The organism is Nostoc sp. UCD121 (genome assembly GCF_014222285.1).
Lineage (GTDB): Bacteria > Cyanobacteriota > Cyanobacteriia > Cyanobacteriales > Nostocaceae > Nostoc.
This window is the reverse complement of the sequence record NZ_JACKZS010000012.1, coordinates 14807-30777: the sequence shown is the minus strand read 5'-3', so window position 1 is coordinate 30777 and position 15971 is coordinate 14807. Positions and strand designations below refer to the sequence as shown.

At 40.9% G+C, this 15971-nt stretch carries 16 protein-coding genes; 9 read left to right on the top strand and 7 right to left on the bottom strand.

The genetic code is table 11. The features are described 5' to 3' along the window. Positions 1-175 precede the first annotated feature (175 nt). The 4 genes from GNF10_RS04505 to GNF10_RS04490 form a co-directional block, all read right to left on the bottom strand. Positions 176-2071, bottom strand: coding sequence for a CheR family methyltransferase (locus GNF10_RS04505; RefSeq protein ID WP_185582427.1), 1896 nt, complete (start codon positions 2069-2071; stop codon positions 176-178). A 320-nt stretch (positions 2072-2391) separates the two neighbouring features. Further along, positions 2392-3018, bottom strand: coding sequence for a chemotaxis protein CheB (locus GNF10_RS04500; protein WP_185582426.1), 627 nt, complete (start codon positions 3016-3018; stop codon positions 2392-2394). Positions 3019-3127: 109 nt separating this feature from the next. Beyond that, a complete protein-coding gene (locus GNF10_RS04495; RefSeq protein WP_185582425.1) occupies positions 3128-4033 on the bottom strand; it encodes a polyphosphate kinase 2 family protein in 906 nt (301 codons plus the stop codon). Between the two features lie 235 nt (positions 4034-4268). Next, entirely contained in the window at positions 4269-4451 is a 183-nt protein-coding gene (locus GNF10_RS04490; protein ID WP_185582424.1) for a hypothetical protein, read from the bottom strand. Positions 4452-4555: 104 nt separating this feature from the next. Here GNF10_RS04490 and GNF10_RS04485 point away from each other — a divergent pair, with 104 nt between their 5' ends. After that, positions 4556-6178 carry a tetratricopeptide repeat protein gene (locus GNF10_RS04485; RefSeq protein WP_185593160.1) on the top strand — a complete coding sequence of 541 codons (1623 nt, stop codon included), beginning with the start codon at positions 4556-4558 and terminating at the stop codon, positions 6176-6178. A gap of 312 nt (positions 6179-6490) precedes the next feature. Here GNF10_RS04485 and GNF10_RS04480 read toward each other — a convergent pair whose 3' ends face one another. Continuing rightward, the gene (locus GNF10_RS04480; RefSeq protein WP_221643763.1) at positions 6491-6751 is read right to left on the bottom strand and encodes a transposase domain-containing protein; all 261 of its coding nucleotides are present in this window, start codon (positions 6749-6751) and stop codon (positions 6491-6493) included. A 267-nt stretch (positions 6752-7018) separates the two neighbouring features. Here GNF10_RS04480 and GNF10_RS04475 point away from each other — a divergent pair, with 267 nt between their 5' ends. The 8 genes from GNF10_RS04475 (at position 7019) to GNF10_RS04440 (ending at position 14481) form a co-directional block, all read left to right on the top strand. Next, positions 7019-7531, top strand: coding sequence for a hypothetical protein (locus GNF10_RS04475; protein WP_185583932.1), 513 nt, complete (start codon positions 7019-7021; stop codon positions 7529-7531). 70 nt (positions 7532-7601) lie between these two features. Continuing rightward, positions 7602-8789, top strand: coding sequence for an NADH:flavin oxidoreductase/NADH oxidase (locus GNF10_RS04470; RefSeq protein ID WP_185583933.1), 1188 nt, complete (start codon positions 7602-7604; stop codon positions 8787-8789). Positions 8790-8893: 104 nt separating this feature from the next. After that, positions 8894-9430, top strand: a complete 537-nt coding sequence (locus GNF10_RS04465; protein WP_185583935.1) for a vitamin K epoxide reductase family protein — start codon at positions 8894-8896, stop codon at positions 9428-9430. A 16-nt stretch (positions 9431-9446) separates the two neighbouring features. Then, the gene (locus GNF10_RS04460) at positions 9447-10448 is read left to right on the top strand and encodes an SDR family oxidoreductase (protein ID WP_185583937.1); all 1002 of its coding nucleotides are present in this window, start codon (positions 9447-9449) and stop codon (positions 10446-10448) included. Positions 10449-10916: 468 nt separating this feature from the next. Further along, complete coding sequence (locus tag GNF10_RS04455; RefSeq protein WP_260446275.1) at positions 10917-11696, top strand: alpha/beta hydrolase; 780 nt, start codon at positions 10917-10919, stop codon at positions 11694-11696. Between the two features lie 10 nt (positions 11697-11706). Next, entirely contained in the window at positions 11707-13764 is a 2058-nt protein-coding gene (locus GNF10_RS04450) for a hypothetical protein (protein ID WP_260445927.1), read from the top strand. A 177-nt stretch (positions 13765-13941) separates the two neighbouring features. Then, positions 13942-14196 (top strand): hypothetical protein, encoded by a 255-nt coding sequence (locus GNF10_RS04445; RefSeq protein ID WP_185583939.1) that lies wholly within the window; start codon positions 13942-13944, stop codon positions 14194-14196. A gap of 102 nt (positions 14197-14298) precedes the next feature. Then, positions 14299-14481, top strand: coding sequence for a hypothetical protein (locus GNF10_RS04440; protein ID WP_221644632.1), 183 nt, complete (start codon positions 14299-14301; stop codon positions 14479-14481). 3 nt (positions 14482-14484) lie between these two features. On the opposite strand, the gene GNF10_RS04435 is transcribed toward GNF10_RS04440, so the two are convergent. After that, positions 14485-15477, bottom strand: coding sequence for a hypothetical protein (locus tag GNF10_RS04435; RefSeq protein WP_185583944.1), 993 nt, complete (start codon positions 15475-15477; stop codon positions 14485-14487). Between the two features lie 285 nt (positions 15478-15762). Then, a complete protein-coding gene (locus tag GNF10_RS04430; RefSeq protein WP_185607121.1) occupies positions 15763-15942 on the bottom strand; it encodes a hypothetical protein in 180 nt (59 codons plus the stop codon). Positions 15943-15971: the final 29 nt, after the last annotated feature.

Sequence of the window (15971 nt, the reverse complement as noted above, 5' to 3'; positions counted from 1 at the left end):
TACTTTGATTGAGAAAGTCAGCAGAAAAACTGATCTTTCCTTCAGTAAAGCAACCAGAGTGATCACAAGTTAAATATAATACTTTTCACTTAAGCATTTTTCTCAAGGAGAATTCACAACTCAAGAGTCAGAATTCAGTATGATTTATCCCCAAGTCCCCTGCTTGCCGGGACTTTCATTCTTGCTGCCGCCGTTCCTCCATATCTTGACTAGAAATCATACTATGGACTCTCTCTACATCTGCCATCATTAAAACTGCTCCCTGTATATCCATGCCAAGTAACGGGGTGATTGCCAGGTAACATTTTATTTGCCTACCTCGACGATTGGTAGCCTCAAGGATCATTTCTTGAAATTGTTTTTTACCAGATAGGCAATCGCGGAGTGGCGATCGCAACTGCTCAACAGGTAGCCCAATATCTAGGCTGAAAATAGACTTTCCTAGAACTTCATCAGTTCGCAGCCCCCATAAATCCTCTACCATGTAATTCCAAATTGAGATGTTAAAGCTGCCGTCAATTACCACTATTCCAGTTTGGAGACTTCTGAGAATAGATATCAAAAAAATATTTGTGTGATTAAGTTCTGTGGTGCGTTCGCTCAGTTCGTTATTAATTGTCTGTAATTCTTCATTAGTCGATTGGAGTTCTTCATTCATCGTCTCCAATTCTTCATTGGTGGATTGGAGTTCTTCATTGGTAGTTTCTAATTCTTCATTGGTGGATTGGAGTTCTTCGTTGGTAGTTTCTAATTCTTCATTGGTAGATTGGAGTTCTTCGTTGGTAGTTTCTAATTCCTGTTGCGAGCGTTGTAGAGCATCTTGGAGTTTAATATAACGAGTGACATCATGAAAGGAGATGCTAACACCTAAAAAACTGGTGTCTGTTTCTTGCAAAGGCGTAATTCGCACATCCAGATATTGAGTTTCTGTGTTAGACAAATAGCGCTCTACATTTGTCAGGCTGACAGGGCGGCGTTCGGCATAAGCCCGTTCAATTAGCGATCGCAATTCAATCGGTCGATAGGAAAGTTCTAGATCCTGGAAAGGACGAGCTAAATCTTTGGGGGAAAGGGCAAACAAAGTCCGTGCCTGCTCATTCACCATTACCAGAGTGCCATTGATATCAATGACTACTTGAGCGATTGGTGATGTGTCGAAACCCATATCTCGCAGCCGCAAATGTCGAGACACACGGCTGCTAGATTCGTCATCTACTGAATTTGCCATAACTAAGAGGCGATCGCGTATATTCACCGACGATACTTTACTAAATATCCGGTTTTTTAAATCTATTGGGGTAAACAGACTAGAATGCATTAATAGCATCTCTGCTTTCCCTAAAAATAGATAGCCATTATCATTAAGTGCAAAATGAAATCGGGCTAGAATTCGCCCTTGAGTCTCCGAATTAAAATACATTAATGTATTGCGACTAACCAGCAAATCTAAGCGCGAAATGGGCGCATCTTGAAGCAGATCGTGACGACCAAAAATCACTGAGCGGCGCAAGTCTTGACGGAAGACATAGCGATTACCGACAATCTCAAAGTATTTTTGCCGCAGTTCATCTGATACTGCCTGAACATCTTTTGCTGAATACGTAGCTTGACGAGCTTGGTTGAGAGCTTCTTCATCTACATCAGTGGCGTAGATTTTAACCCGTTGGCGAAATTCCTCTGCTCCCAATATTTCAGCCATCAACATTGCTAAAGTGTAAGCTTCTTCCCCAGAAGAACAGCCAGCACTCCAGATGCGTATTTGGTCAGAAGTTTTCTTATTTCTAATCAGATTAGGCAGTATTTCCTCTGCTAGGTATTCCCAAGCTGATGAATCTCGAAAAAAAGCAGTGACGTTAATTAAGATAGTGTTAAAAAGATAATTGAATTCTTCTGGATAAACTTCTAAATAGTCTAAATACTCTTCAAAGTTTTCTATAGTCAATGACTGCATCCGCTTGCAGACTCGACGCATCAAAGTCGAGCGTTTATAGCCTGTAAAATCAAATCCCCGGCTTTGTCTGAGATAAATCAGTAGATTTTCAAATTTGGGATCTCTGTCTGCGGAAGTCATAAGGTATAGCGTAGGGGATAGGGGGCATAAGAGTAAAGTTTTTATACTTGTCTACGAGTATCAAAGGCTCATTAAAGGAGTTCTAAGCTTTAGTAATAAGCATGAAAGGCTTAAGTAAGTTGGCACAATAAAATCAAACTATGTAAAGAAAAATCACTAGGCTAAAACCCTTATACCTCTAGCAAGATTGCCTATTGCCTTATCCTAACGACAATTATTTACGCGAACTTACTTATTAAAGGAGTTCTAAGCTTCATTAATGAGTATCAAAGACTCATTTTTATTCCAAAATATATTTCCTCTGCCCCCTAATTCTTAGCTTAGTTACATTCTCCCATGACTAAAGTCACCAGAGCGCTGGAGATTTCATCTAGGGGGAGAATAAAATCTACGTTGCCAGTTTGAATCGCAGCTGAGGGCATCCCGGGAAATTCGGCGGTTTTTACATCTTGGACAATGACAGTACCGCCCATTTTTTTGATTGCTTCTACTCCCATTGCGCCGTCGCTACCCGTTCCAGTTAACACGATGGCGATCGCTCTTTCTTTGTAAGTGGCTGCAACCGATTCAAATAATAAGTCAGCCGAAGGACGTAAAAAATGTACTAATTTCGACTGTGATAAGGAAAGTGTGCCGTCATCGTTAACCAACAAGTGACGATTGGGTGGAGCAATGTAAGCCGTTCCTGGGGTGAGATAATCTCCTTCCTGTGCCTGCTTGACGGTAATATGCGTGCGCCGACTGAGAATTTCTGCCATGAATGACGGATGTTCAGGAGAAATATGTTGCACAATGGCGATCGCGGCTGGGAATTCTGAGGGTAGAGTCGATAGCACTTTAATTTGAGCAGTCAGACCACCTGCCGAGGCTGCGATCGCCACAATATCAAAGCCAGCATTAGCAAAGCGAGGTGGGTCGTTGTTGGCATCTCCTGCCATCTGAATCATGATTTTTCGGCTGTCAGTACCAACCAAACTTATTAGTTACAGGGAGTATTAATAAATTTACGATTGCTCATCTTTCTTTATATAAATTATACAGTATATTTGAACTAATTTACTTTTTTTTGCCTTTATCTGTTAAGCTGGTCTGTTCATCTTCTTGCTCTAAAATGCGTTTTGCTTCCAAAAGTTGCTGCCTATGTTCGTCACTAACTATCGGGTATTTCAAATTGAGTTCTTCTAGTTTTGTGCAGATAATATTGGCGACTACCAGACGTGTAAACCATTTGCGATCAGCAGGAATAATATACCAAGGGGCCGATTTTGTACTAGTGTTATTAAAAACCTCTTCATAAGCATTCATGTAATCATCCCAAAAAGCTCTTTCTTTGACATCGCTATCTGAAAACTTCCAATTTTTTTCAGGATATTCAATCCGTTCTAAAAAACGCTTTTTCTGCTCTGATTTAGAAACATTAAGAAAGAACTTTAGAACGATCACACCATTGTCTACTAAATATTTTTCAAAATTATTAATTTCTTCAAAGCGTTGCTTCCATATCTTATTTCCATTAGGGAAATGAGGAAGTTGTTGCTTTCTTAACATTTCTGGATGGACACGAACTACTAGCGCTTCTTCATAATATGAGCGGTTGAATATCCCAATTCTCCCCCTTTCTGGCAAAGCCTTCATTGTTCGCCACAGGTAGTCATGGTCTAATTCTTCTGCACTGGGCCCCTTAAAACTAAACACCTGAAATCCTTGCGGATTCACACCAGAGGTCACGTGTTTAATTGTGCTATCTTTACCAGCAGCATCCATTGCCTGAAAAATAATCAGCAAGGCGTAGGTGTTCTGAGCATAGAGAATATTTTGGTAATTCGCTAATCGCTCAATATCTGCCTGTAATTTAATTGCAGCATCAGCTTTTTCATTAAAATCAGCTTTATAAGCTGGGTCATAGTTTTTTTTCAGAGAAATCTTTGAACCTGGTGGAACAATAAAATCATCGTAATTCATATATAAAAGTTCCTAGCTGCTGCTTATATCCAAGCACATTGTTAATTAGAAATTACTAGAACAGTATGATTTGTTTTTTAAATAATTTTGATTCAAAATTCATAACTTTTAACAAATTTTAATAGCTTAACTTTTCCTCTTCGTCGTTAGCAAGTTTTGTGATTTTTTTAAATCTCTTTTATAAAACTTAATTACGAATTACGTTAGCGACACGAGAAAGCGAGCCCCCGTACCTTTACCTAGCGTGTATCCATCCTATATTGGTATTAGATGGTGAGAGTAGATTTCCACTGGGGTTAAGCACACCAAAACTGTGGAGTTGAGATTCAACGACCCGATAAGCGTTTTTGGCTATCCACCCAGCGATAGCACTCTTACACTCTTCCCTAGCAGTCAAAACTTTGGCATAATCAGACATGGCCGCACCTGAACTGATATAAATCCTGCCAAGCTAATTAAAAGGTTTACGGCGACTGGATATTTTAATAGAATAATCTAATCAAAAGATTCGCAGAAATATAAATGGACTGGATTACACTACTGCGATCGCTACAGTCTGATTTTATTAAAAGGCTAACATCTGGTTGTCTGCTTCATTGTGAAACCGAAGGTCAATATAGTGAATTAACTATAATCTCTGGAGAGAGATTAAAGGCACTGCGAGAATTTTGCTGGTTGATGGCTGAGAAATATAAGCGTGTTTCGCCAGTCCGTGACGTGTTTATTAGCTATCTTAAAGGGAAGTTGGGTGAGGAAGTTGTCAAGGAACGTTTAGCAGATTTTATTACCGAAGTCGATTATGAAAAGCGATTCGGCGGCGATGGCAATATAGATTTTACCTTGACTTCTGACCCCTCTATTGGTATTGAAGTTAAATCTCGTCACGGTAATATTGATAGAGTTAGATGGTCAATCAGTTCTGAAGAAGTTGAAAAAAATGCAGTTGTAGTTTGCATTTTGATTCAAGAAGATGTAAGTGAAGCACAATCTCAGTATCATCTTTTTTTAGCTGGGTTTCTCCCAACCCGGATGATTAAGTTAAAGACTGGTAAAATTTCCTTTGGGATAGACCAGTTGTTGTATGGTGGAGGTTTATGGTGCTATCTAGAACAGTTACAATCTTCTCTAAATAATTCTTCTAGACAACAACCATCAATTTACAAATATCTTCCGAAGCAAGAAATTTTATCTAAACCAACCAATAATCAGTTACTAAAATCTTTTTTTCAACCTGAATATAATAACAATGAAGATTTAAATACACTTTATGTAAAATTGGGAGATGAATATTTTGAAAAAGGAGAATATACAAATGCGCTCGTTAACTATAATAAAGCGTTAAAAGTTACATCTAGTGATATTGATTTATATTATAAACGAGGTTTGACTCACTATCAAATAGGTGATTATGAAGCTGCGATCGCAGATTATTCTCAGGCAATCCAGATGAATATTCAGGATGCTAAATCTTACAATAAACGAGGTTTAGCTCTATCTCAGCTAGGGCGATTAGAAGAAGCAATCAATGATTACACTCAGGCTATTAGAATTAATCCTAATGTTGCCGTAGCTTATAAAAACCGGGCTGAAGCTCGTTCTCATATAGGAGATAATCAAGGAGCAATTGAGGATTATACCCAGGCAATTAAAATTAATCCCCACTATGCTGATGCTTATAAAAATCGTGGGATTGCTCGTTATTTATTAGGTTCTCAACCGGGATTCCCTCAAGCAATCAAGATTAATCCAAAAGATGCCATAGCTTATAAAAAACGTGGTAATGCTCGTTCAGATTTAGGAGATTTTGAAGGAGCAATTGAAGATTACACTCAGGCAATACAGATTAATCCTAATTATGCTGATGCCTATTATAACCGTGGGAATGCTCATTCTGACTTAGGAGATTTTGAGAGAGCAATTGAAGATTATACTCAAGCAATACAAATTAATTATAATTATGCCGATGCTTATTACAATCGTGGCAATGTTCGTTTAGAAATAGTAGATAAACAGGGAGCAATTGAAGATTTTCAGAAAGCAGCAGACATTTATCGTAAAGAAGGTAAGCTAGAAGCGCTCAAAGATACACGAGAAAAAATATTAGATTTAGAAATAGAAGAGTCATTAGATATTTTAAAATTCTAGAAAATTTGTGAGTTCGGATAAATAGCAATTTTCAGCTATGTTTCAGATACCCAAACTTTCAGAGGGTGTTTTAAAAGTCTCCTTGCAATACTTCTCGGTTAAGAATTAAGCAGTATTGAGAATAAAGAAGCGCGTGGTTGATGTTCAGTACCTATGGCCTCAATACTTCTTGGTTAAGGGGAAAAGGGGAAAGGGGAAAGGGAAAGAAAAAACCCTTAACCCTTACCCTTTACCGCAAACCCGATTCCGAGTTAAAAATGCAAAACCCGAGCAGTATTGCCTATGGTCTGACTATTTTGTGAAACAGTCGCCTCATTGCCCAACATCCCCCATTGCATCTGATGACCATAGATTCATCGCTATGACTAGACACACTACCAAACCAGATGGTAATTTCCGCGTAAGCTTTGCTCGCCGTAGGCATCGCTCTTCACCACTACCTGTCTCTGATAGAGTTTCTTTAATCACTGATGGCGAAATGACTGTTTCTATCGTTTTGAATATTAACTCTGCTTCTAAGATTGGCGTTATCAACGAGAAATCTTTTAGCAGCACCAATTTTTCCCATTGCACTAAGGTTTATTTAAGAAAAACTTCTATCGGAAGGTTAAAAATTAATATAAATAGTTATTTCTAAAGAATTACAAGTATTTATTGTAAGTGGCTCTTTAGAAAGATGTTTTAGAGACTAGAGTTTGGTGTCCTAGTTAATATGTGTAATTTAGGTTGCTCAGGTTTCAAATATCAAATTGATTTTTATATTTAGCTCAATGAAAAAAATAATAGTAAATTAGCCGAAATAACGAGTAATTAGAAAATAATCTAGTGGAATTTTGTTCTATGAATTACCTCATTGCAGTTTTACCAGATAAGTCAAAAGCAGAAGCTGCTTATTTTGCCTTAACAAATGATGGTTTATCTCCAAACCAAGTAGATGTTTTGGGCAATGGTTATAAAAGTGCTGATGATTACAAGCTGATTGATCCGAATCAACAATCTCGTAAAGGAGCAAGGCGATTATTATACTGGCTAGTACCTTTTGGGTTTATCGCTGGTTATGCCTTTAATTATCTAACTGGTATTGAAATCTTTGCACTCGGTGATATTGGCAGCCATATTATTGGCGGAATTTTAGGAGCAGCTTCTGGTGTTTTAGGGGCTTATCTAGTAGGTGGTGGAGTTGGTCTTACCGTAGGTAGTGGTGATGCTTTGCCATATCGCAATCGTTTAAATGCAGGCAAGTATTTAATAGTGGTTAAAGGAACAGAGGAGTTAACCCGACGTGCTACGGGCATTTTACGCTCCTTTGATCCGGAAAATATTCAAGGATATGCAGAACCAACTAATGCTTAAAATAAATTGTTTTAGCAATATACACCCAAAATTAATTGTTAGCTCAAAGTCTAGAGGAATTAACAAATAGATGTCTACAGAGAATTTAACAAATTTATCATCCGTAGCCTATAGGGGATTAGAATCACTAGGGTCTTATGGAAGTCAATCAGGTTGTTTACACGATCAGGATATACCTGAATTAGACTTATTTAGTCCACTAAAAATTCGAGATTTAATCTTGCCAAATCGCGTGGCAATGTCACCAATGTGTCAATATTCCGCAGAGAATGGAATAGCAAATGATTGGCACTTTGTTCACTTGGGGAGCAGGGCAGTTGGCGGTGTTGGTTTAATTATGGTGGAAGCAACAGCAGTAACATCCATTGGGCGAATTACACCCGGTGATCTCGGTCTTTGGGATGATACGCAGATTGAACCATTAGCACGCATTGTGCGCTTTGTTCGTCAACAAGGAGCGGTTGTGGGCATTCAGTTGGCTCATGCTGGACGAAAGGCAAGTAGTAATGTTCCTTGGCTAGGCGGTTCACCTTTAACACCTGAAGAAGGGGCTTGGACTATAGTTGCACCAAGCTCAATTGGGTTTGATAGTAATAGTCCTGTTCCCATGTCCCTTGATGAGCGTAGTATTGAAGAAACCATTATCGCATTTGTTCAAGCAGCAGAGCGTGCGCTGCAAGCTGGTTTTCAAGTAATCGAAATCCACGCCGCTCATGGCTACCTATTACATTCTTTTCTTTCACCGCTCAGTAATCAACGAACAGACATTTACGGAGGTTCGTTAGAAAATAGAATACGTCTATTGCTAGAGGTGGCAAGACGGGTACGAGATATTTTGCCTCAAGGTATGCCACTTTTTGTTCGCATCTCTGCTACTGATTGGGTAGAAGGCGGTTGGGATATTGAGCAATCAGTGATTCTATCTCGTGAACTAAAAGTATTAGGTGTTGATTTGATCGATGTTTCTACAGGCGGGTTAGTGCCTCAAGCGAAAATTCCTGTAGAGAAAGGTTATCAAGTGCCTTTTGCTGCCAAAATTAGGCAATCAGCTCAAATCAATACAGCGGCTGTAGGATTAATAAATAATGCTGAGTATGCCAATCAAATCATTACTCGTGGCTGTGCAGATTTAGTTCTCATCGGTCGAGAATTGTTGCGCGACCCATACTGGTCTATTCATGCTCAGTGTAGCTTGGATGAAACACCAAACTGGGCTGTACCCTATGGTTATGCAGTCAAACGTCAAAAACGTAAGTAGCTGTCGTAAAGTTTATACGCCAATGGCTGATGTATCTATCAATAGAGATTGATTAAGTAAAAATTGAACTAACTTTATTGAACTAACTTTATTGAACTAACTTTATGGATGCAAAACAACTGAGTCAAGAACTGCGTCAAGGAAAAGACCCTCACATGAGCCGGAGACGAGCGATTATTGGCTTGTCTATGCTTGGAGGTTCAATGGGACAAATCGTGACGCTTTACCAAACAGGGATCGTTAACCACCTCCCCGATCCGCCAATCCCCATATTTGATGCAGATCGAGTTGACGCATCTAACTATGCTTACAGCCGATTTAACTCACCCGATGGGCCAATCATGGTAGTTAATTATGCACTCACTGCCTGGCTAGCTGCTGCTGGAGGGCTGGATCGCGCCCGGCGTAATCCTTTTATACCAATTGCAATGGGCGTTAAGCTCGTGTTAGACACTGCGGTTTCTGCCAAGTTAGCTCAGGAAGAATGGAGCGAGAACAAAGCTTTTTGTGAGTACTGCCAAGTTGCAACAGTCAGTTCAATCGCGTCGTTAGTGCTTGCAGTACCCGAAATTCTTGCTGCTATTCGCACCCTCCGGGGAAAAGCTGACAAAAACATCGCAGCAAGCAACAGTACGCAGTAATCAAAGGAGTAAAGCAATGCAACTCAAGCCAATAAATCAGCAGGTTGTTGCAGTTGTAGGAGCTTCCAGTGGCATTGGTAGGAAAACGGCTTTAGAGTTCGCTAAACGGGGTGCATCGTTAATTGTATCTGCTCGCAGCCAACCAGGACTAGAGTCTTTAGTGGATGAAATTTCCCAAATGGGCGGTAGAGCTGCTGCCGTAACTGCCGATGTATCAGAGTTTGAGGAAGTCAAAGCGATCGCAGATCAAGCAATTCAAATTTACGGAAGGCTGGATACCTGGGTACACTGCGCTGCTGTCAATCTCTATGCAACTTTTGAGCAAACAACCCCAGAAGAATTTAAACGCATTATCGATGTCAATTTGCTCGGACAGGTACATGGGGCAATGGCAGCATTACCTCATATTAAACGCGAAGGTAGAGGATCGCTAATTCATGTTTCTTCAGTGGAAGCCAAGCGTTCATTGCCATTTCATAGTGCTTACGCTGCATCCAAACATGGAATAGATGGCTTTTTAGAAGCTTTGCGGATTGAATTGATCCACGAAAAAGTGCCTATTAACGTCACTAACGTGATGCCAGCCTCGATTAACACGCCGTTGTTTAACAAATCCCGTACTAAGCTGGGCGTTAAACCACAAGGTTTGCCACCAATATATGAACCGCAGGCTGTTGCCGACGCTATTCTTTATGTTGCTGAACATCCAACCCGTGACATTATCGTTGGCGATGCTGGGCAAGTGATGGATTTCACGCAACGGTTATCACCGCGCTTGATGGATACTTTGCTGCTGCAAGCTGGTTTTAAGTTACAGAAGACAACAGAACCAAAGCCAGAAGATGCTCCAGACAACCTATTTGAGCCTATTTCAAACTTTGATCGTGTTGAGGGCGATTTTAGCAAAAAGACACAGCCGAGTGTCTCTACCTGGTTAGAAACTCATCCCAGGATAAAGTGGGGTATAGTCTTCACCTTGGGAGTAGCAGTATTAGCTAGCTATGCTGGAAACACCTAACTAGTAGTCTGTCAAGCGAAGTTTGAAGGGTAAAGGAACGAACCGCAAAGGGCGCAAAGAACGCAAAGGAAGAAGGAAAGAAGAGGAATTGAAGAATTTATCTAATCGTCAAAGTTGACTTGCCAGAGTATTAGTGGTCTATCGCATTAATTTTGATTTTCTCTTCTTTACCTCTTAACTTTGCGCTCTTTGCGTCCTTTGCGGTTCGTTCTCTTACCCCTCAAATTTAATGGGACAGACTACTAGTACTCGACCAACCCAAAAATGATGAGTGAGGCAGGGGGAGCAGGGCAAGAAAAGAACTTGATTTTCTTAGCGTCAACCCAGCAAAGTTTTAGAATCTTTCTCTCTGTGTTCTCTGTGCCTCTGCGGTTCGTTTTAAATCCTCCGGTGTCAGTTAGTTGCCGATCGAGGCGATCGCAATGACACAAAACAATCCCCCAACTACTCCAGTTCGCGCTACCAGGAATGATTTTACCACTCGCTGCCTCTCAACTATCCAATTGCCAAAAGCGGAACTTATTAGTTATGGAAACCTCAAAGCAAGTTGATTCTAAAGCTACTGAAGGACGGTTGTTATCCCGCCCAACTCGCCCCACAACAAACGCTTTGACCGGGTTACGCCCACTAGGGCTAGATGGGCAGCGAGATGGTTTTGTCTATGTACCTGAAACTTATCAAGCAGATCAGCCTGCTCCCCTGGTGTTGATATTGCATGGAGCCGGAGGCCATGCAGAGGGTGCTATAAAAATCCTTTATCATCTAGCAATTCGCTTTGGGACAATTCTGTTGGCAGTAGACTCACGCCAACAAACTTGGGATATTCTTCGGGGTGGCTATGGTCCTGATATTGCCTTTATCGAACGGGCATTAACACAAACTTTCAATCATTATGCGATCGCTCCGAACCAGATAGCGATCGCTGGTTTCTCAGATGGTGCTTCCTACGCCCTTTCGGTTGGCATTACCAATGGTGATCTGTTTAACCACATTATTGGTTTTTCACCCGGATTCATGGCTCCTGCTAGCCAATCCGGGAAACCGCGTCTGTTCATCTCTCATGGGAAGTTCGATACGGTGTTGCCGATTGAACGGTGCAGTCGCCGGATTGTACAACAGTTAAAACAAGCAGGCTATGACCTAGAATACCTTGAATTCAACGGGTTACATACAATTCCGGCTGCGATCGCCGAAACAGCTATGGAGTGGTTTACTCAATCAGCACCGGATAAAGTGTTTCATTCGTGACATCAAAACTATGAAAACTGACCCACGTATCGTTATAGATTCCAATCCTCCGAAAGTGGAGCCTCAAAAAAATAGATGGGGAAATATTGGGATACTGTTATTTTTAGTGATTTTTGTTAGCTTCTTCGCCTACAGATTAGAATTTGTTTTAGGTAAAACTCCCAGTCTAGATAAGACTTTTACACCTGTAACCCAGGCTGCACCTCAAGAAGTTGGTTCTTATGATGTCTTGGGATACGCGATTAATAAGGAAGAAGCAACACGTTTACTAAATACAGAAGAGGGACGCAAACAACTATCTCCTGAAAATGGTGCGTTTGCTGTTACTGACGAAACTTTAAAGCTGGGACGGGATGCTTTTTACTCGGAAACTTTTGGGAATGAAATTTTCCAAACTGATGTAGTTGGGGCGCTGAACGGCCCGATTAATATGATAACTGTAGGTCAGGCGATCGCTAAACTTGGCGGTAAGCATACAACCAATCTCCGAATTCCCATAAATGAAGATGTAACAATAGGTGGACGCACTTTTAAAGCTGGCACACTGTTGAATACAGGATTAGACGTACCTGCAAATTCCCTTGTACCACTGGGTATGCGTGCTAGCTTCACTAAAGGTAAGTTGAGATTTGGTATTACCTGCGCTTTATGTCACGCCACACTTGACAGCAAAACTGGACGCATCTTAGAAGGCGCACCAAATAATGACGTTAATACGGGTTTGGTTTTGGCATTTGCCACTAATTCCGCAGCCATGTTTCGCCAAACAGATGTTAATCCTACTGAAATTCCGGCGGGAGAACATACTTACATTAACGCTGAGGGTAAAGAATCCCGCTTACCAGATGCCAAAACTTTAGAAGATGCAGTGGATGCAAAACTCCTAACTTGGCCGCCTGGAAGCTTTGATTCTACCGGCACTCTAGTAAACAATCCCTCACAAATCCCATCATCTTATACTTTTGATGCCTGGCCTTACGGTTGGAGTGGTCATTCGGCAATTGGTTGGTTTCACGGTTTGACTACCTTAAATAGCAACGTTCACGCCACAAACTCAGACGGGACAAATGGCGCTGATGCCAGTCAATCCACATTAGGAATTGATAAGGAAACCTATTTAGGCGTGATTCTGCAAAATGCCGCAAATCCAGCTTTGAGATTACCTAAAGATGCAAAACCATCAGAATTTTTTGACAAAATCGATCCTACTCCTGGGGAACCTGCAATCAATGAAGTAATTCGGATGCCTGGATACCCCAAAGGTTCGCCGTTTATGTTAGATGGTTTAATGGCATCTTCTCCTGGCTTTCCCGTTGGCGAACAGCTGAATGCGATGTCTGCTTGGCAAAATACTCTAGCACCACCACCGATTCAAGTTAGTGATGTTACATCTCTAGAAAAAGGGGCGGCTGTATTTAATCGTGCTGGCTGCATAGACTGTCATAGTGGACGCTACTTTACTAACCATGATGTCATCGCTCAAAACGAGATTGGAACTCAACCATCACGCGCCCCTACATTAGCGCCATTCGCTAAGAACTTCACCACACCCCAAACTTACCCTAATAGTGTCTCTGTTCCCTTGCAATCTAATCCTCCAGTGTTAGAAGTTCCTACAGAAATTACGCCGCAAAAAGCGCAACAGTTAGCTTTTGGAATGAACAATCCAGCCGGTGGTTACAAAGTACCAAGCTTGATTGGGTTGTATCTAACTGCGCCTTATTTACATGATGGTGGCGTGGCTGCTAGTGCTTCAGCATTAAAGCAAGATGAACAGAACGGACAATTTGTGGTAGCAAATCCTGAGCAACTTGGGATGGCTGGTACATTAATGCAAAATATTTTACCCGACGCACAAGCAAGCTTATGGGTGTTAGTTGACCGTAATCTTCGTGAGACAATGGTTGCAGTTAACCAAACTAATCCAGATTTGCAAAAGTCGAATGTAGACGGTAGAGGACACGCTTATTGGGTAGATGCTGAAGCTGGCTTTACCACTCAAGAACAGACAGATTTAATTCAATTCCTCCTCAGTTTGGATGATCAACCAGAAATTCTGCCCAGTTAAAATTAACTTAAGTACAGTTTCTACAGTTTTGCGTAAAAGCATAGCATTAACAATGCAAGCTGATGCATTAACAATGCAAGCCAACACATTAACAATGCAAGCTGATGCATTAACAATGCAGGCTATTGCCAAATTGAATTTGCTACGAACTAATGAAATATTGTACTAAAAACAAACATGACAAGAGAAATTAAAGATTCAGATGGAATTACATGGACTTGTATTCAAGCATTTTCAGGTCTTTCTGATACTTCAAAAGCTGAAGATGCAGCCGAGGTCGAAGGAGAACCAGATACTTACTGGGTTGTCTGTACTCCTAGTGGCGGCGCACAGTCTGTACGGCTAAAGCTACAGGGTAAATGGGAAGAAGAATACTCTGATGAGGCGTTACTCAAGGAAATTGGTAAATATAAGTATGAATTGAAATTGTAGGATAGACTGCAATACTGCTCACTTTGGGCATTTTTAACTCAGAATTGGGTTTGGGGAAAAGGTTTTTTGTTTTCCCCAAAACCCGATAAGTATGGGGATGGAGTGAACGAACAGTCTGGAATATTAGTAGAAGTTCCTGAAGATTTCGAGCAAATTCAGCAGACGGTACAGATGTTTACAGAGATTTTGCCGGAACTGATTCTTCAGGATGCTCTCTTACCTTTATCCATTCAAGGTGTTATTACGGATTTTCATCAAAGTTGCCTATTAGCAAAGAAGACATAGATTTTAGTCGCTAAAACTTTGTGTTTTGAGCAATTGATAGCGGTCAATAACTAAACTTGCTACCGTCGCAACTAAAGTCACTGCAATTAACCCAGCGAGGGCAGCCAGTGTAAATGCATCGGGAGAAGTTATTGGCTGGGCCCGTAATGCTTGCCAAGTGAATAGGGACATCAGCATAGCATACGCAAAACTTGCAATCCACATCAAAGCCACTTGTGTGCGCTGTTTCAGGTGTGACAAAGTTGAAGTAATCAACCAGCTTAATAATGGTAAGGCTTGCACAGCATGAATACCCAGCAAATGAGGAAGTCGTATATCACCCCCCTGAGTACTTAAATAAAGTATGGGGATACCAGGGCCACCGTCTTTTACTCCCACGCTGTGAGCGCCGATATGTAACACTGGCTGACCTGCTGCCAACGCCGAACTTTGTTCAGGTGTGGGTAGAGTCATGAAAAAGCCTAAGCCCATACCAATGAAGGTTAGGAAAAGGGAAAACCGCAATGCGATCGCTAAAACAGGATTATCCAAACGCTCTAGCAGCAGTAAAATTACTGTAGCTAAAGTTGCTGCCCAAAGGAAAACCAGGGCAATTTCCATAAATTTCCAGAGGGCTTCATCTTCAGGAGTACTAAAGTTGAAGTGGCTAGTTGTACCTCGTACTACCTGAACTATGATGACTATTATTTGCACAACCAATGCAAAAGCCGTAGCATTTGCAGCCAAACTAGCGAGTCGCCGATGTTGTTTGAGCAAGCCCAACAGCCATACAAAAGTGAACGAATAGACTGAAGTTGAAAACGCAAATTTGCAGGGCTTGAGCCAAGCGGGTGCGCCAGTAATAACACGCTCATCAATTAGCAATCCTGGCAGCATCAACAGCAATAACCCAAAAGTGAAAACACCAACAAAGGTCAGTGGCACATTGATTTTCCAAAAGTGTTTGAGAGTTTGCTCAACATTGACTTTTTGTATGGGAAAATTGAAAAGAGACATCACAAGTTAGCTCCCTTAGTACTAGATAGTTAAATTAAAATGCAAGTAAATATCGGCGTGTTTTCGTAATTACATCTAAATTTTTAGATGAAAATAAATTTTCTAAAGGTGTGAAATTGCAAATACAAATATTAGTAGTAAATAATTTATATACTTTTATGTTTGTAACCTAGTAGTTGATCTAAAACAAGCTAGTACCGCAAGGTGTAATTCGTAATTCGTAGTTACCTATTTACCAGGGTTTCAGACATTTCAAATGAGTGGCTTATTTGCACGCCCTCTGTACTAGTAATAACACCATAATTGCTTTTGTGAAAGTATAAAAACTTTTCTCAGGTAGATTGTGAATTCATTCTTGTGGAAGACAACTGTTTGTTCTGATAGTGCTTTTACAGCGTAGGCGCAGCCCGCCGTTGGCGTTCGCATTAGCGTCTCTGAAAGAGAAGCCTCTCGTAGAGAAGGCATCGCTTCCTTTTCGCTAATGCCCAAAGCCG